This window comes from Rhizobium sp. CF142 (genome assembly GCF_000281145.1).
Classification (GTDB): Bacteria; Pseudomonadota; Alphaproteobacteria; order Rhizobiales; family Rhizobiaceae; genus Rhizobium.
Genome location: NZ_AJWE01000020.1, coordinates 71,373 through 88,554, shown reverse-complemented (window position 1 = coordinate 88,554; position 17,182 = coordinate 71,373). Strand labels below are relative to the sequence as shown.

At 59.7% G+C, this 17,182-nt stretch carries 13 protein-coding genes; 4 read left to right on the top strand and 9 right to left on the bottom strand.

The genetic code is table 11. From position 1 onward, the window contains the following. The 7 genes from PMI11_RS06335 to PMI11_RS06305 all read right to left on the bottom strand — a co-directional run. Positions 1–735, bottom strand: a 735-nt coding sequence (locus PMI11_RS06335; protein WP_007814633.1) for a gamma-glutamyltransferase, incomplete at its 3' end; no start/stop codon positions are given. A 21-nt stretch (positions 736–756) separates the two neighbouring features. Further along, entirely contained in the window at positions 757–1,641 is an 885-nt protein-coding gene (locus PMI11_RS06330; RefSeq protein ID WP_007814631.1) for an ABC transporter permease, read from the bottom strand. After that, the gene (locus tag PMI11_RS06325; protein ID WP_007814628.1) at positions 1,638–2,585 is read right to left on the bottom strand and encodes an ABC transporter permease; all 948 of its coding nucleotides are present in this window, start codon (positions 2,583–2,585) and stop codon (positions 1,638–1,640) included. Before PMI11_RS06325 ends, PMI11_RS06330 begins: the two co-directional genes overlap by 4 nt. A gap of 63 nt (positions 2,586–2,648) precedes the next feature. Beyond that, on the bottom strand, positions 2,649–4,157 hold the full coding sequence (locus PMI11_RS06320; protein ID WP_007814626.1) for an ABC transporter substrate-binding protein: 1,509 nt from the start codon (positions 4,155–4,157) through the stop codon (positions 2,649–2,651). Positions 4,158–4,236: 79 nt separating this feature from the next. Continuing rightward, positions 4,237–4,962 (bottom strand): FadR/GntR family transcriptional regulator, encoded by a 726-nt coding sequence (locus PMI11_RS06315; RefSeq protein ID WP_007814625.1) that lies wholly within the window; start codon positions 4,960–4,962, stop codon positions 4,237–4,239. 207 nt (positions 4,963–5,169) lie between these two features. Next, positions 5,170–6,612, bottom strand: coding sequence for a M81 family metallopeptidase (locus tag PMI11_RS06310; protein WP_007814623.1), 1,443 nt, complete (start codon positions 6,610–6,612; stop codon positions 5,170–5,172). Positions 6,613–6,620: 8 nt separating this feature from the next. Further along, positions 6,621–7,754 (bottom strand): ROK family transcriptional regulator, encoded by a 1,134-nt coding sequence (locus PMI11_RS06305; protein ID WP_007814622.1) that lies wholly within the window; start codon positions 7,752–7,754, stop codon positions 6,621–6,623. A 138-nt stretch (positions 7,755–7,892) separates the two neighbouring features. Between PMI11_RS06305 and PMI11_RS06300 the strand changes: the two genes are divergently transcribed. The 4 genes from PMI11_RS06300 (at position 7,893) to PMI11_RS06285 (ending at position 13,166) form a co-directional block, all read left to right on the top strand. After that, on the top strand, positions 7,893–9,443 hold the full coding sequence (locus PMI11_RS06300; protein ID WP_007814620.1) for an ABC transporter substrate-binding protein: 1,551 nt from the start codon (positions 7,893–7,895) through the stop codon (positions 9,441–9,443). Between the two features lie 61 nt (positions 9,444–9,504). Beyond that, entirely contained in the window at positions 9,505–10,425 is a 921-nt protein-coding gene (locus PMI11_RS06295) for an ABC transporter permease (RefSeq protein ID WP_007814619.1), read from the top strand. Beyond that, entirely contained in the window at positions 10,425–11,294 is an 870-nt protein-coding gene (locus PMI11_RS06290) for an ABC transporter permease (protein WP_007814617.1), read from the top strand. Before PMI11_RS06295 ends, PMI11_RS06290 begins: the two co-directional genes overlap by 1 nt. 183 nt (positions 11,295–11,477) lie before the next feature. Continuing rightward, on the top strand, positions 11,478–13,166 hold the full coding sequence (locus tag PMI11_RS06285) for an ABC transporter ATP-binding protein/permease (RefSeq protein ID WP_007814614.1): 1,689 nt from the start codon (positions 11,478–11,480) through the stop codon (positions 13,164–13,166). Positions 13,167–13,279: 113 nt separating this feature from the next. Here the strand turns inward: PMI11_RS06285 and PMI11_RS06280 are convergent, their stop codons facing one another. Next, the gene (locus PMI11_RS06280; RefSeq protein WP_007814613.1) at positions 13,280–14,599 is read right to left on the bottom strand and encodes a glucoamylase family protein; all 1,320 of its coding nucleotides are present in this window, start codon (positions 14,597–14,599) and stop codon (positions 13,280–13,282) included. Positions 14,600–14,696: 97 nt separating this feature from the next. Beyond that, the gene (locus PMI11_RS06275; RefSeq protein WP_007814611.1) at positions 14,697–17,159 is read right to left on the bottom strand and encodes a phosphoketolase family protein; all 2,463 of its coding nucleotides are present in this window, start codon (positions 17,157–17,159) and stop codon (positions 14,697–14,699) included. Between the last annotated feature and the right edge of the window lie 23 nt (positions 17,160–17,182).

Genomic DNA, 17,182 nt, shown 5'->3' with positions numbered 1-17,182 from the left:
GTGGCGCCTGCCGCTCGCATCCATCACTTCGGCCGTCTTCAGATAGTTTGCGATCTTCTCGGCGACGAAGCCGCGATAGAAAGCGTTGCGGGCCGCTTCGATCTGCGCCTCGCGGCCCTGCTTTGCTTCCGCTTCTGAAATGATGCGTTTCCAGGTTTCGGCGAGAACCGGGTTCCTGAAGTTGGAATGCGGTTCGGGAACCGAACCGCCCGGCACCCAGGTCTCGTAGGAGGTCGGCCATTCTTTTTCGAAGAATTCGGCAAGACCCGTGATGGTGGCGGAGACGCGCGGCAGCATGGGATGGCCGTTTTCGGCGTAATAGATTGCCGGCTCCAGCACGTCGCGCACGCTCAGCCTGCCGTAGTCGCGCAGCATCAGCATCCAGCCGTCGAAGGAGCCGGGAATGACGGTTGACAGCAGGCCGTCGCCGGGGATCAGTTTCAGGCCCTCGGACGTATAGTGCTCGATAGTGGCGCCTGCCGAGGCAGGGCCTTGGGCACAGATGACCTCGACCTTGTCCTTCTTCTTCGAATAGATGATCGCCGGCATGTCGCCGCCGGGGCCGACGAGGTGCGGCTCGAGGATCTGCAAGGTGAAGCCGGTAGCAACAGCCGCATCGAAGGCGTTACCGCCCTTTTCCAGAATGCTCATGCCGACGGCAGAGGCGATCCAATGCGTTGAGGTGACGACGCCGAATGTGCCCAGAATTTCGGGGCGGGTCGTGAATGTGGTCATTTCATATGTCCTTTCGAAGGGTCATGCTTCGCGCGGATCGAGCGCATCGCGCAGGCCGTCGCCCAAGAGATTGAAACCGATAACGACGAGGAAGATGGCAATGCCTGGCCACATCGCCATCCACGGCGCCTGGCTCAGGAAGTTCTTGGCAACGTTCAGCATCGAACCCCAGCTTGGCGCCGGCGGCTGCTGGCCGAGGCCGAGGAAGGAGAGGCTGGCTTCGGCGATGATGGCGGTCGCGATCGTCAGCGTCGCCTGCACGAGGATTGGTGCGAAAACATTCGGCAGGATGTAGCGGGTGATGATGCTGAAATGGCGAAGACCGATGGAGCGCGCGCCTTCGATATATTCCTCGGTCTTGACCGCCAGTACCTGGCCACGCGTCAGCCGCACGAAGATAGGCATGGCCGAAAGGCCGATCGCGATCATCGCATTGCTGAGGCTCGGGCCGAGGAAGGCGGCAAGCGCGATCGCGGTGATCAGGAAAGGCATCGCCAGGAAGGCTTCGGTGATGCGGGAGATGATCATGTCGATCCAGCCGCCGAAATAGCCTGAGATCAGGCCGAAGGGCACGCCGATGAGAACGGCGATCGCCACCGAGAAGACGCCGGCCATCAGCGAGGCCTGCGCACCCCATATCATGCGGGAGAGAATATCGCGGCCGATATCATCGGTGCCGAGCCAATGGGCCGCTGACGGCGCCTTACGGATCGTCGACCAGCTCGTGGCGTTCGGATCGGGGAGCGGCAGGAGCGGCGCGATGATGGCAAGGATGGCGAAGAAGGCGATGATGGCGAGGCCGACGAGCGCACCCTTGTTGGCTTTCAGCTTACGCCAGGCGCGGCTCGGCGAACGCTGCTCTGCAGACGTGACGGGCGCGGCTGCGACTTGATCGATTGCGGTCATAGCGAAGCTCTCATGCGCGGGTTGAGAAGGACATAGAGCACATCGGCTACGAGGTTCATCAGGATAAAGCCGATCGCCGTGCAGATGACGACGCCCTGGACGACAGCATAATCGCGGTTGAAGACGGCATCGACGATGAGTTTTCCGAAGCCTGGAATGGTGAAAATCTGCTCGGTGAGGACCGCACCGGCGAGAAGTTCGCCGAAAAGCAGAGCGGTCAGTGTGACGATCGGCAGAACCGCGTTGCGGAAGCTGTGTTCCAGCACGACGGAGCTTTCCGGAAGTCCCTTGGCGCGGGCGGTACGGATGTAGTCGGCGCTCAAGACGCTCAGCATTGCCGAACGGGTGTGGCGCATCAACGTGGCGGCGAGCGCGTTGCCGAGCACGAAGGAGGGCATCAGCATGGTTTGGATCGAGCGCAGCGGATTGGAGAAGAAGGGCTCGTAGCCTGAAGCTGGCAACCAGCCGAGGTTCACCGAAATCAGCAGGATCAGCATGATTCCGAGCCAGAAATTCGGGATCGACAGGCCGGATAATGCGATGATGTTGGCGAGATAATCGATGATCGTGTTCTTCTTGACTGCCGCCAGAATGCCCATCGGCACGCCGATCACGAAGGCGAAGATCATCGACATGATCGCAAGCTGGATGGTGACCGGCAGCTTTTCGGCCACCAGTTCGAGCACCGGCTGGTTGGTACGCAGCGAAATGCCGAGATCACCCTTCAGTGCCGAGCCGAGCCAGTAGAAATACTGGTAGGGGACGGGATCGTTGAGGTGATATTTTTCCCGCAGGAATTCCAGCACCTGCGGATCGCGCTCTTCGCCGGCCATGGCCAGAACCGGATCGCCCGGCAGAAGTTTCTGCAGCGAGAAGACGAAGACCGAAATGATCAGCAGAGTTGGAATGGCGACCAGCAGCCGCTTGGCGATGAACCTGTACATGGGCGCTCCAATACCATCAGCGGGGCGCGGCGAGGGTCGCCGCGTCCCTGAGGCGTGTGGCTATCAGCCTTCCTTCTTCACGCCGACGAGGCGGATCATGCCGTCGGGCGAAGCAACGAAGCCGGTGATGTTCTTGTGCAGCGCCCAGATCCAGGACTGGTGGCCAAGGAAGATGATCGGCAAATCGTCATTGAGGATTGCGGTCGCGGCGTCATATTTTTGCTTGCGCACGGAATCGTCAGGGGACTGGCGAGCCTCGTTCAGCAGCTTGTCGACATCGGCATTGCAATATTTGCTGTCGTTCAGGCCGGCACCGCAGCTGACGAACTGCTGGATATTGCCGTCAGGATCGACGCGGCCGGACCAGTCGGAGCGGCTGAGCTGGTAGTTGCCGGCGGTCTGCTCATTGAGCAGGGTCGCAAATTCCGTCGCTTTCAGGCTGACATCGAAACCGGCTTCAGCAACCATGGACTGGATGATCTGCATCATCTGCATCGTGACCGGGCTGTTCGGAACCTGCATTTCGACCGGCACGCGATCGAAGCCTGCAGCCTTGACGAGGGCCTTTGCCTTTTCGACGTCACGAGCCTGAACCGGGACATCCTTGTCGAACCACGGGCTGCTCGGCGGGAAGGGCTGGTTGCCGGCAACGCCGGTGCCTTCGAAGACGATCTGCATGGCGGCATCTCGGTCGATTGCCAGCGAGAAGGCCTGGCGCAGACGCTTGTCCTTGCCCAGCGGGTTGTCGGCGCGCGCACCGTTGCCGACATTGGCATAGATGCCGAGCCAACCGGTATTGACGACATCCTTGTAGACGAGGTTCGGATCGCTCTTGACCGTCTCGGCGTCGGTTGCGGCCAGGCGTTCGATCATGTCGAGATCGCCGGAGCGCAGGTTGGCGAGGCGTACGGTCGAATCCGGGATCGGCAGATAGGTAAGCTTGTCGATGAAGACATTGTCCTTGTTCCAGTAGTCCTGGAACTTTTCGAGCACGATGCGGTCCTGCTGGACGCGTTCGACGAACTTGAAGGGGCCTGCGCAGACCGGATGGTCGCCGAACTTCGCGCCGAGTTCCTTCGCGGCCTTCGGCGAGACGATCATGCCGGCGCGGTCAGAAAGTTGGGCCAGCAGGGTGACGTCCGGGCTTTTCAGCGTGAACTTGACTTCATATTCGCCTGACGCCTCGACCTTCTGGACGGAGCTCAGCTCGCTCTTGCGACGCGATTCCGGCAGGGTCATGTTGCGCTCGATGGTGGCGACGACGGCTTCGGCGTTGAAGGGCGTCTCATCCTGGAACTTCACGCCCTGGCGAAGCTTCATGGTGAGCGCCTTGCCGTCGGCCGACCAGTTCCATTCCGTCGCAAGCTGCGGCACGATCTTCAGGTCGGGCGAGACGTCGACGAGCTTGTCGCACATCGCAGTATAGACGATGCGGCCGACGAAGGTGCGCGACTGCGCGGGATCAAGCACGTCGGCGTCGTCCTGCAGGCCGATCTTCAGTTCGACGGCGAAAGCGGGAAGCGCAAAAAGCGCTGCCGCTGCGGCTGATGTCAGCAATCTGGCGAATTTCATTTCATTCTCCTCTGTTATGTTTTTGTTTCACGTTTGTCGTGTCGAGCCGTCGGTTATCTCCGCCGTGCCGTTTCCCCGCTCAGGTGGGCTCCTTCTCGACCTCCGTTTCGCTGTGGTCGAGAGAGGTGATGCGGATGAGGCTTTCCTGCAGCGTCAGCAGGTGTTGGCGCATGGCTTCGCCGGCCTTTCCTGGGTCACGCGCGGCGATAGCGTCGACGATGGCCGTGTGCTGGCCATGGGTGACTTCGCGCGTGCGGCTGGCGCTGCGGGCGCGCTCGCGGATCGCCTGCCAGGCTTCGTCCTGGCGCACGCGGTTGATGACGTCGAAGATCGTGAGAAAGAATGAGTTGCCGGCGCATTGGGCAATCTGGCGATGCAGCGCGCCGTCCCAGAGTTCGCGGCCGTCGGCATCCGTGCTTTCGTAGATCTTTTTCACCAGATCATACATGCGCTCTATATCGGCTGCCTTGGCGCGTATGGCGGCAAGCTGCGCGAGCTGCGGTTCGACGCGCAAGCGCACTTCCATGATCTCCATGAGATCGGTGTCGGCGATGATGGAATCGACATGGTTGCTCCAGCCATCCGGCCGCTTGCCGGCAAAGGTGCCGGAGCCTTGCCGGCGCCAGATGCGGCCTTCGGCTTCCAGTACCTCCAGAGCGCGGCGGATGGAGCGGCGACTGACGCCGAGGATTTCGGAGAGCGTACGTTCTGTTGGCAGCTTGCCATCGGCATCGAGACTATCCGACTGCAGGAGAGCCCTCAGCTTCTCCAGCGCATAGTTCGAATTGCCTTGTGCTTCATCCATGGCTGACTGAACCAATTTAATATTGGTTCAATGCAAACCAAATCAATGGCATCGTCAAGCGCTTTTTTGTGCAAATAAATATCTGCCTGTTTATTGGTCTAATGGCCTGGATTTACGGCAGATCCAAAGGTGCGCACACGGTTTGACGAGAACCGCACGCCAGGCAAGCATGCGGTACCAAAAATCAATTGGTTCGTCTTTCAAACCTCAGCGGTTCGCGGAGCGCGCAGAAAGGAAAGCCTGCGGCTCGAAGCTGAAATCCTTGTCGAAAGGATAGGTCGGGTGCTCTTTGCGCAGGCGCGGCAGGCGCTCGACGAACTGGTCGACGACACCGGCCGAGAGCGCCATGAGGTTGGGATTGGCGATCGGTGCGAGTTCCGGCGAGAGATAACCCGACTTGACGACGACGATCTTTGCCGTGTGCGGATCAAGACCGAGGCGGGTAAAATCGACGATGTTGTGATAGGGGCGGCGCTTGGCAGAGAGCACCAGATCGATGCCGCCGATGGAAACGACGGCCTGGCGGTCGGCCGCGTCAGCGGTTTCGTGCAGGAATTTTACCATGAAGCGTCCCGTCACCGGCTTGCTGCCCTTGGTATCGAGCGAGGCGCCGACCGTCAGCTCCAGAGTGGCACCGACGCCCGCAGCATAGCAGGTTTCGGTGGCCACCTTATCGGCGATGCCGGCGAAGACGACGCCGGTGGCGCCTTTTGCAATCAACTCGGCCAATACGTCGGCTCGGTCGCCCACGCCGCCGCCAGTCGGGTTGTCGCCGGATTCGGCAAGCACGACGGGGCCGGTCAGGCTAGCGATCGCCTTGGCGACGCATTCCTCGATCGAGCCGGTCTCGCAGCCGAAGATGAATTCTTCACGTACGTCCCAATAGGCCTTTGCCAGACGCTTTGCCTCGCGCTCCAGTACGGTTCGGTCCGTGCCGGTCATGATGGCGGCAGCGGTGGCGCGGGGTTCGTCGGCCCAGACGTAGCCGACCATCAGCGAAGCATCCCAGACGCCGTCGAGCGCATCGATGCCGGGCAGTTCGGCGTAAAGGCTCTTTGCCGGTTCATCGACGGTGCTGGTGCGTTCGCCCGGCAGGACGACCGGGATCGGCGCCCAGAGCAGGGTGGGCTTCACGCCCGTCTTCAGGCTTTTCACCAGCATGGAGACCGAGCGTCGCATGGTCTCCTCGACATCGATATGCGGCGCAGTGCGATAGGTGGAGTACATGTCGAGCGCATCGAGGATGCGCTGGGTGACGTTGCCATGCAGGTCGTAGCTTGCCGAGAGCGTGCAATCGTCGCCGACGAGCGCGCGGGCGGAACTGATCCAGTCGCCTTCCGCATCTTCCATGTCCTCGACATACATGGCGCCGTGCATGGCGAGATAGAGGCCGTCGAGCGGCAGCAGTGGCTTCAGGCGCTCGAGGAACTCCGCCTTGAAGGCCTCGTAGGTGTGACGGGCGACCGGACCGCCGGCAATGGCACGCGCATGGACCGTCGGCAGGAATTCGGCTTCGTAATCCTTCAGGAATGCAAAATAAGGTGTGTCCAGAAGTCCTTCGCCGCGCACCACCCGGAAGTCCTTCTCCTCGTTCAGGACGGGATTGTACGTGCTGCATTCGATATGAATGCCACCAACGGCGATGCGCATGGGAAACCTCAGCTTATATTGGGACCAATCAGAAAATTATGGGCGGCGATGCTGGCAGCGCCCCGCGCCCAGACGTCACTATCGACGCGGCGGGTGCGGATCGGCGTCTGGCCGGCGTAACGCGGAAGAACATTGGCTTCGATCGCCTGCTGCACAACGGTGCCGAACAGGCCGTCGAAAGAGCCCTCGACGTGGGTGACGAGGATCATGCCGGGATCATTCATCTGGATCAGATGCGAGATCGCCAGACCGAGTGCTGCGCCGGCCTTGTGGATGATGGCGATCGCCTCGGCGGTGCCGAGTGAAGCTTCCTCTTCCAGCTCGGACAGCGAAGTGCATTTCAGGCCGGCGGCCCGCGCCATCTCCTTGATTGCCTTCATGGAGGCGACGGTGTCGAGGCATCCGCGCTTGCCACAGCGGCAGGGCGCGCCGCCGGGATCGATCGTTGCATGGGCAATTTCGCCCGCACCGCCATGATTGCCGCGATAGAGCCTGCCGTCGATAAAATGGGCGCAGCCGATGCCGTCTCCGAGCGAGACGACCGAGAAATTCGGCGTATCGCGGGCAATGCCGAACAGCTTCTCGCTGACGGCGACGGCCTTGGCGTCGTTTTCGATGAAGGTATCGACGCCGCTCGCCTGACGGATGATTTCAGCAAGCGGCACGTCCTGCCAGCCAAGCAGCGTGGACTGCACGCAGGTTGCCTGCTTTTCATCGACGAAGCCGGACAGTGCTACGCCGATGCCGGCAAGCTTCGAGCTTGCCTGCGGGTGGCCCTTCAGGATTTCCGGCAGGCCATAGGCGATGGCATTGGCGATGACCTTGGGATCGCGGGAATGGGGCAATTGCTGACGGGCGATGATATTGCCGTTGAGATCGCTGAGGATCATCGGTGCGGGATCTTCAAGAAGCGAGATGCCAATGAAGAAGGCGCATTCGGGTTTCAGGTCGAGCAGCACGGAGGGCCGGCCCTGGCCGTAGACGGTCTCCGTCTCGTGCAGGACGCCGCGATCGATCAGCTCGCGGGCAATGCCGCTCATCGCCGCTTTGCTGAGCCCAATCGCGGAAGCAAGATCGGTCCGGCTTAAGGGGCCGGACTCGCTTATGACCCGCAGGAGCTCGCGCTGCGACGAATTGAACATACAAATTCCCGATCTGCCGACGTGCTATTTTGCCTTGACAATAAGTTTACAAAATGAACCAATCAACCAAAATAAATTACAAAATTGATCAAAGCCGACCAGAGAGCCGGTTTCAAGAATCAACAAGAGGGTGAACCAATGGAAATCATTCGCAAGAGATTTATCAGTACTCGCCATTTCGCATTGAGCTGCGCTGTCGCCGGAGCGCTGTTTGCGCCGTTTTCGGCTTTCGCTTCCACGCTGACGGTCATGCAGACAGAAGCGCCGCGCTCGATGGATCCGGGTGATCAGACGGCGACGTTTACCGCCGCCGTTCTGGACCCGATGTATGAGGGCCTGCTTTCCCGCGCCAAGGATTTGAGCCTGCAGCCGGCGCTCGCTACGGAATGGTCGAGCGATGACGCCGGCATCGTCTGGACTTTCAAACTGCGCCAGGGCGTGAAGTTCCATGACGGCACGCCCTTCGATGCCGATGCCGTGGTGAAGAACTTTACCCGCCATCTCGATACCAAGCGCGGTCTTGCCGCCAGCGGTCGCCTACGGACCTTCATCGATAGCGTCAGCGCCGTCGATTCCTCCACGGTCCAGTTCAAGCTCAAGAAGCCTTATCCGGCTTTTCTCGCGCTGCTGACTACAGGCGCCTGCCTCATGGTCAGCCCGACCGCGGATGCTGCCGGCACGATCGGCAGCAAGGCCGTCGGCACCGGCCCCTACAAGCTGCAGGAATACAAGTCCGGCGAATATGTGCTGGAAACGAAGAACGCGGACTGGTGGGGAGGCGCGCCGAAGGGTGCCGACGAGATCAAGTGGACCTGGACGGCCGAGCCGTCGGTCATGAACATGGCGCTGCAGACGGGTGATGCCGATATCGTCAACCCGCTGCCGGCGGCCTTTGCCAAGCAGCTCGCAGCCAATCCGGACATGAAGGTCAGCAAATCAGACGGCTCGGCAGTGTTCTGGGTTTCGCTCAACACCAAACTGAAGCCGCTCGACGATGCGCGCGTGCGCCAGGCTCTGAACTATGCGACCGACCGCGACGGTCTCGTCAAGGCGATCATGCAGGGCAATGCGACGCCGGCAAATTCGCCGTTGGCGCCGGTCACACCCGGCTATGACAAGACGCTTGCGCCTTACACCTATGACGGCGACAAGGCGAAGAAGCTGCTCGCCGATGCCGGCTATCCTGATGGCTTCTCGATGACGACCATCGTGCAGGAGCCCGAGGCACGCATCGGCGAACTGCTGCAGGCCATGTGGGCGAAGGCCGGCGTGAAGCTCGATGTGCAGCGCATGGAAAGCGGCGTCTGGTCGAAGGCGGCCTTTGCCGATCCTGCCGGCAAGGCGGCCGCCAATACGGGTTCTGTAATTGCCTCCTGGTCTTCGGGCGTCAATGGCGCCGACCTGCAGTTCCGCCCGCTCTACCATTCGGCCAGTGCTTCGCCGGCCAGCGCCAATCTCGGCTTCTTCAACGATCCGAAGCTGGATGGATTGATCGACAAGGCAGCTTCGACGCTGGACGAGAAAGCGCGCAACGCGATCTATGTCGATGCCCAAAAGGAGGTCAACGAGCAGGCACCGCACGTTCTCCTCTATACGACGCAGGATCTCTATGCTGCCCGCAACAATGTGAAGGGCACTTGGGTCGTTCCCGGCGGCCTCGTCGTGGTCAAGGAAGCCACCAAGGACTGATGCGTAACCAGGCGGGCCGCGCATTGCGCCGCCCGCCTGATTCACTGACAATGACGGTCCGATGAAAGCTTATATCCTCAAGAAGCTGCTCGCATTGCCGCTGATTCTGATCGGCGTGTCGCTGCTCATCTTCATCGCCATCCGCGCGCTTCCCGGCGATCCGGCCCGCATGATGGCCGGCCCCGAAGCCACGCAGGAAGCGGTCGATAATATGCGCGCCCGCCTGGGGCTCGATCGCAGCATCGCCGAACAATATGGGTCGTTTGCCTATGGCGCCGTCAGGGGCGATCTCGGCATGTCCCTCAAGTCGAAGCTGCCCGTCGTCGATGAAATCGCCGAGCGGATGCCCTTTACGCTGGGTCTTGCGATCACTGCCTATCTGTTGGCGATTGCGATCGGCGTGCCGGCCGGCATGATCGGCGCGATCTACCGGCATGGCTGGCCGGACCAGGCCGTGATGTTGCTTGCCATCGCCGGCGCTTCCATTGCCAATTTCTGGCTGGCGCTGATGGCGATGAACACTTTCTCCGTCAGTCTCGGTTGGTTACCGCTTCTTGGCGCCACCTCCTGGAAGAGTTTCATCCTGCCGTCGATCACACTCGCGGTGCTGCCGATGGCTGTCATCGCCCGCATGACGCGCTCCAGCATGATCGAAGTGCTGGCGCAGGATTATATCCGCACCGCGCGAGCCAAGGGTGTGGCGCCCAGCTCGATCTACTGGAGCCATGCGCTAAGAAACGCGCTGATCCCGATCGTCACTATCGTCGGCTTGAATTTCGGCAGCCTGATCGGTGGCGCAGTCGTCACCGAATCGGTCTTCAACTGGCCTGGCATCGGCCGCTTGCTCGTCGATTCGGTGCGCTATCGCGACTATCCGGTCATCCAGGGTGTGACGCTCGTTGCCGTTACCGGTGTCGTCGTCATGAATTTCCTGGCCGAAATGACGATCGCAGCGCTCAATCCGAAGATAAGGTTCGACTGATGGCGATCAGCGAAGCGGAAAAGGTTTCGACCGGCAACAGCGGCCTGCGCCGCGCCTTGCGCTGGCTTGCGACGCATAAGGGCATCACCATCGGCGGCGGGCTTATCGGCATTATCGTGCTGACGGCGATCTTTGCGCCACTCATCACCTCGGCCGATCCCTATTCGCAGGATCTGCTTTCGACCATGCTGGAGCCTTCCTGGGAACATCCCTTCGGTACCGATGATAACGGCCGCGACATTTTCGCGCGTGTGCTCTACGGCGCTCGTATTTCGCTTTTGGAGGTCGTCCTCAGCGTCGGGCTTGCCATCATGGTCGGCGTGCCGCTTGGCATTGTCTCGGGCATGACGGGGCGCTATGTCGACCAGGCGATCATGTGGTGCATGGATATTCTCTTCGCCTTTCCAGGCATCGTGCTGGCCATCCTGATCGTCAGCGTGCTCGGCACTAGCCTCGTCAACCTGCTGATCGCCATCGCGATCTTCTCGGTGCCGGTCTATGCCCGGCTCAGCCGCAACCTGACGCTCGGCCTCAAGGCGATGGATTATGTGGAGGCGGCGATCTCGCTCGGCGTTTCGCGCCATCGGATCATGACGCATTACATCCTGCGCAACGCGATCGGCCCTATCATCGTGCAGTCGACACTGACGGCAGGGACCGTCATCCTGTCGGCCGCAAGCCTGTCCTTCCTCGGCCTTGGCGCACAGCCGCCACTTCCGGAATGGGGCGCGATGATGAGCGATGGCCGCAATTATCTCGGCCTCAACATCTACATGTCGCTCTTTCCGGGCCTCGCGATCATGGTCACCGTACTCGGCTTCAACATTCTCGGTGACGGCCTGCGCGACCTGCTTGATCCGCGAAAATAGCAAATAAATGCAACGCGTCGCATGTCGAGCGGGATCGATTGTCACGAGTCATGTCCCGTTTGGGTGCCTCTCCTGCCCTGTGTCACCACCGCCATGGAGAAGGCCCGCTCATCCGATCGCGCGCCGTTCTCTGCCGCACGTTTTTCGCGCTATAGTTCGTCCTAACACAAGTTGGGGGTGACTATGGGCAAGCAGCAAATTCCGCTCAAGTTGACGGCAACACGGTTCGTCCGTGCGATTAAATTGTTCATGACATCCGATGTCGGTGGACGAGCCGGGTTCCTTCTCGCCTCCCTGGTTATTCTTTTTGGCGGTATCAGTGCACTGAATGTCGTCAACAGTTTCGTCGGCCGGCACTTCATGACTGCGATCGCAGAAAGGCAGACTGCCGAATTTGTTCGCCAGGCGGTCCTCTACACTGGCGCTTTTGCTGCCTCGACGATCGCGTCGGTGATTGCCCGTTTCGCCGAAGAGCGACTGGCTTTGCTTTGGCGAGAATACCTCACCCGTCGTGCGATCGGCGTTTACATGACCGACGGTATTTTCTACCGGCTCGGTATTCAGGGTAAAGTTTCCTATCCTGATCAGCGGATCGCCGAGGATGTTAAAGCGTTCACAACGACGACGCTCTCCTTTCTGCTCATGCTACTCAGCAGCGTGTTGACGGTCTTCACTTTTTCGAGCGTGTTGTGGCTGATCAGTCCGCTTCTTTTCTTTACTGCTGTCATCTACGCGGCCTTCGGATCGTTCATGACGATCGTGTTGGGACGGCCTTTGATCGACTTGAACTATAACCAGCTCGACAGCGAAGCGGCCTTCCGGTCCGGCTTGATCCAAGTCCGGGAAAACGCAGAATCGATCATGATCGAGGGCGCGGAGCAACGCCATGCAGATCGGCTGCTGAAGCAGTTTGATAGCCTTGCCACGAACTTCAGGCGGATAATTGGCATCAATCGCAATGTTGGCTTCTTCGCCACTGGCTACAACTGGATGATACAGATCATTCCGGTCGTCATTATCGCGCCGGCGTTCATGCGCGCTGACATGGAATTTGGCGTCATCACACAGTCGGCGGCTGCCTTTGCCATGCTCGTCGGTGCATTCTCGTTTATTGTCGCACAATTCAACTCGATCTCGAACTTCGCGACCGTCGTGGCGCGTATCAGCTCGTTTTTGGAAGCGATTGAGGATCTCCGCGGCCAGACAGATTCCAGTCTCGAACTCATCGAGGCCGAGGGGAGCCTTGGCTACGAACGCCTGACGCTGACGTCTCCGACAGGGGCGCCATTGGTGAAGGATTTGTCGGTCCTCGTCCCGGCCGATACGCGGGTGATCGTTGCCGGAGAAGGCGATGCCGCGAGCACTGCTTTGTTCCGGGCTACTGCAGGACTTGGTGCGTCAGGGACCGGGCGCATCGTCATCCCACCTCGTCAACATGTGCGGTTTCTCGGTCAGCGGGCCTATGCGGGTCCGGGAACTCTGCGCCAAATCCTGGCGCCGCCGGAGCGCTCGATCGAGACAACGGATGACCAAATCCTCGCCTTGCTGAGGGATCTCGGCCTCGCGCGCGATTTGGCACTCAGCGACCTGGACAGCGAGCAGGACTGGTCCACGTTGCTGTCGCCGCGCGAACAACAGCTCGTCCTACTTGCAAGCGCGATCATAGCCGTCCCGTCATACATTGTTCTGGAAAAGGCCGATACCATCTTCGGTCACGAGCTTCTGGTCGCAATCCTCGGGTTCCTGGCGGAACGAGGGATTGCGTGCGTCAACTTCGCCGAACCGGGTGCACCACGCGCGGCGTATGATGCCGTTCTGGAATATGGTCCGGACGGCTCCTGGAAGTGGATCGATCAAAAACAGAAGGCCTGACTGTCACGCAGCTTGGTTCTTTGAAAACCCAAGTCGTCTGCAACATTCACTGTCCTGTCGTTCACCACAAGCCCGTTGTGCGTCAGGAAACTGGGGCGGATTCGGCACGGCCATCATAACCAGCCGCCTGAAAACCCCGCTCGTCTTAGTCCGACCACGACTGGCTCGCAGCGGCGCATAATGTTCCACAGCAGGCCGGTTCGGTAGTTTTCGATCATCAGGACGACGGGGCCTTGGTCGATCCCGAAATGGTAGGGGCTGACCCACCATTCGTCATTGTTGTCACCAGTCGTATATGTCTGGTTGAACGACGGTCTAAACCCGTAAAGTCGCGTCATGCCAAGTTTCATGCGCGCAAAGTTTCGCACGGTCGGGATGACGATTTCCGGCGCAAATGGCAGCGAGGCAACGACCACCCAGGGAGATACCGTCCCATCATCCGGCCCATAGGGTGCGCCCCGGGCAACATAGTCGAAGAACTCCCTGTCGATGCCGTCTATATTTCGTTTGGTCCAACCAGGCCCGTCGCTTGCCGTGAAACCCCAGCAATGCTCGCCGTAGCCTTTAAAATTCAGCGGATTGCGAATGGCATATTCCTGCTGAACGAAAGTGGCGTGCCGGCTGTTCTGGAAATAGTCGCTGCCATGCTCGCGCATGAAATTGTCGCGAATTTCGCGAAAATCGATCCACATATGTGAAAGATGATGCGTAAAGAGCGGACCGGAATAGAGCAGTTCACGACCGAATATATTCCGCCATTCGTAGCTCTCCGTATAGGCCGTGTAGCTTTCCAGCGGCAAAGGGTGGCTCGGTGAGCCAAGTCCGAGAATGTAAAGAAGCAGACCTTCGTCATAGCCGCGCCACCGATAGGGAATGAATCCGCTTTCCGGTCGCCAGCCATGGGTGAGAGTAGCCCCGTGGTCGCGCGCCCAATTCCAGTCCACGCGCTCGTACAGCGATTTGGCAAGTGCGCGAACCTTCGCCTCATCCTCGGTGTCTGCATCGAAATAAGCTGCGACGGTCAAAGCACCGGCGAACAGGAAAGCCGAATCGATCGTCGACAACTCGCACTGCCAGACTCGTCGGCCCGTCTCAATGTCGAGGAAATGGTAGAAGAAGCCCTTGTAGCCGGACGCGTCAGGTTCCGGTCCCTGGTGGCAGGACATCAAGAATTCCAGCCGGCGTCGGGCGATCTTGGCGGCAAACTCGCGAATGACGATACCGCGCTCCACTATGACGGGGATGGTGGCAAGAGCCATACCGATGGCGGCGATACTCGCCGGTGCGCCTGCCTGTGTCTTGTCGCGGACCAATCCGTTGTCCGGATTCGTGCATTGCAGGTAGTAGAGCAATGTCGTGAACTGAAGTCGACCGAGGTCCTCATCTGTCGGCATTCGGTTCAATTCGGGATCGGTTGACAGTAATTCCGACATGATAGGGTAACCGAGGAGATCAGATGGTTTCGCCGGACAACCGGAGGCGTCCCTGGTCGGACGCCTCCGGTATGATCGTTTACGCGCAACGCGTCGCCTAGGCGTTGTCCCCTTCCGTGGAGGTCGCCGCCTTCACTTTCCCGGTGCTCTTGACACCCCATGTCCAGCTGCTGATCTCAGGCATGTCATCACCATGCGCCTCGATATATTGGCGGTGTTCAATCAGCCTCCCGCGGATTGCCTGCTTGAAATAGGCCGCGCGCGCGCCAAGTTGCGGCAGCCGATCGATGACGTCTTCGACGAGATGAAAGCGATCGAGCTGGTTCAGAACGACCATGTCGAACGGTGTCGTGGTCGTTCCCTCTTCCTTATATCCTCGGACGTGCAGGTTTTTATGGTTGGTTCGCCGATAAGTCAGCCGGTGGATCAACCAGGGATATCCGTGGAATGCGAAGATGATCGGCTTATCCTTTGTGAAGAACGCATCGAAGTCAGGATCCGAAAGCCCGTGGGGATGTTCGCTCGACGGCTGCAGCTTCATCAGATTGACGACATTGATGACCCGCACCTTCACCTGGGGAAGGTGCTCTCGGATCATCTGGACGGCAGCGAGCGTTTCCAGGGTCGGCACATCGCCGCAGCAGGCCATGACCACATCCGGTTCCGAGCCTCGGTCATTGCTGGCCCATTCCCAGATGCCGAGGCCTTCGGCACAGTGTTTGATGGCCTCATCCATAGTCAGCCATTGAGGCGCGGGCTGCTTGCCGGCCACAACCACGTTCACATAGTTGCGGCTGCGCAGACAGTGGTCGGTAACGGATAGGAGTGTATTGGCGTCCGGCGGAAGATAGACGCGGATAACCTCCGCCTTCTTGTTGATAACATGGTCGATGAAGCCCGGATCCTGATGAGAAAACCCATTGTGATCCTGCCTCCAGACATGCGAACTCAGGAAGTAGTTCAGCGAGGCGATCGGTCGCCGCCAGGGAATGTGGTTACACACTTTCAGCCACTTGGCGTGCTGATTGAACATCGAGTCTATGATGTGAATGAACGCCTCGTAGCAGGAGAAGAAGCCGTGACGCCCGGTCAACAGATAGCCTTCAAGCCAGCCCTGGCATTGATGCTCGCTTAAGACCTCCATGACGCGGCCGTCAGGCGAAAGATGGTCGTCCTCGGGATAGATCTCGGCCATATAGCAACGATCGGTGACCTCCAGCACGTCCTGCCAACGGTTGGAATTGTTCTCGTCGGGGCTAAATAGCCGAAAGTTCTTGTTGCCAAGATTCAGCTTCATCACGTCGCGCAGGAACTTGCCCATGACGCGAGCGGATTCTGCGGTCACCGATCCGGGTTTGGGCACCGAGACGGCATAATCGCGGAAATCCGGCATCTTCAGATCGCGTAATAACAAACCACCGTTTGCGTGCGGATTGTCACTCATCCGGCGATGTCCCGTCGGTGCCAGGGCAGCCAATTCAGCCCGCAGCCTTCCGTCGCCGTCGAAAAGTTCTTCGGGTCTGTAGGTCTTCATCCAGTGTTGAAGCACCTTGATATGGTCCGGTTTGTCCATATCGCCCATCGGAACCTGGTGCGAGCGCCAATAGTCTTCGCATTTCTTGCCGTCGATTTCCGACGGGCAGGTCCAGCCCTTCGGTGTTCGGAAGACGATCATCGGCCAAGCCGGACGGGTAACATTCCCCTTGTCCCGCGCTTCCGCCCAGATCGTCTTGATCGTGGCGACGGCGGTGTCCATGGCTGCGGCAAGCTGCTGCTGCACCTGATCGGGCTCATGGCCTTCGACGAAGAGAGGCGCATATCCCATGCCCTCGAAGAACTTCTCCAATTCCTCCCTGGGAATACGGGCAAGGAAACAGGGATTGGCGATCTTGTAGCCATTGAGATGCAGGATCGGCAGAACGCATCCGTCGCGGGCCGGATTGAGAAACTTGTTGCCATGCCATCCTGTGGCGAGGGGGCCGGTTTCGGCCTCCCCGTCACCGACGACACAGGCGACGATCAGATCGGGATTGTCGAAGGCTGCACCATAGGCGTGGCTGAGTGCGTAGCCGAGTTCGCCACCTTCATGGATGCTCCCCGGTGTTTCGGGAGCGACGTGGCTCGGGATGCCGCCGGGAAAGCTGAACTGCTTGAAAAGCCGTTTCATGCCCTCCTCGTCCTGACCGATATTCGGGTAGAATTCGCTGTAGGTCCCCTCCAGATAGGCATGCGCAACAAGCGACGGTCCACCGTGGCCGGGGCCGATCACGTAGATCATGTTGAGATCGTCTCGCCTGATTACCCTGTTAAGGTGCACATAGAGCATGTTCAGGCCAGGCGAAGTTCCCCAATGGCCGAGCAGCCGCGGCTTGATGTGCGCGCGTGCGAGGGGTTTTTTGAGCAAGGGATTGTCGAGCAGGTAGATCTGCCCGACCGACAGATAGTTCGATGCGCGCCAGTAAGCATCCATCAGGCGGAGTTCCTCGGCAGAGAGCGGTGCTTTTCCATGCGACGCTACCGAGGCTGTTTTTTTCATCACTGCCGTGTCGGGCGAAATCATCTGAGTCTCCCAATCAAAATGAC

Bases quoted from the DNA above. Each gene is read 5' to 3' on its own strand.
- PMI11_RS06310 (WP_007814623.1), bottom strand. From the start codon at position 6,612: ATGCGCATCGCCGTTGGTGGCATTCATATCGAATGCAGCACGTACAAT.
- PMI11_RS06275 (WP_007814611.1), bottom strand. From the start codon at position 17,159: ATGATTTCGCCCGACACGGCAGTGATGAAAAAAACAGCCTCGGTAGCG.
- PMI11_RS06325 (WP_007814628.1), bottom strand. From the start codon at position 2,585: ATGTACAGGTTCATCGCCAAGCGGCTGCTGGTCGCCATTCCAACTCTG.
- PMI11_RS06320 (WP_007814626.1), bottom strand. From the start codon at position 4,157: ATGAAATTCGCCAGATTGCTGACATCAGCCGCAGCGGCAGCGCTTTTT.
- PMI11_RS06295 (WP_007814619.1), top strand. From the start codon at position 9,505: ATGAAAGCTTATATCCTCAAGAAGCTGCTCGCATTGCCGCTGATTCTG.
- PMI11_RS06315 (WP_007814625.1), bottom strand. From the start codon at position 4,962: ATGGATGAAGCACAAGGCAATTCGAACTATGCGCTGGAGAAGCTGAGG.
- PMI11_RS06290 (WP_007814617.1), top strand. From the start codon at position 10,425: ATGGCGATCAGCGAAGCGGAAAAGGTTTCGACCGGCAACAGCGGCCTG.
- PMI11_RS06285 (WP_007814614.1), top strand. From the start codon at position 11,478: ATGGGCAAGCAGCAAATTCCGCTCAAGTTGACGGCAACACGGTTCGTC.
- PMI11_RS06330 (WP_007814631.1), bottom strand. From the start codon at position 1,641: ATGACCGCAATCGATCAAGTCGCAGCCGCGCCCGTCACGTCTGCAGAG.
- PMI11_RS06305 (WP_007814622.1), bottom strand. From the start codon at position 7,754: ATGTTCAATTCGTCGCAGCGCGAGCTCCTGCGGGTCATAAGCGAGTCC.
- PMI11_RS06280 (WP_007814613.1), bottom strand. From the start codon at position 14,599: ATGTCGGAATTACTGTCAACCGATCCCGAATTGAACCGAATGCCGACA.
- PMI11_RS06300 (WP_007814620.1), top strand. From the start codon at position 7,893: ATGGAAATCATTCGCAAGAGATTTATCAGTACTCGCCATTTCGCATTG.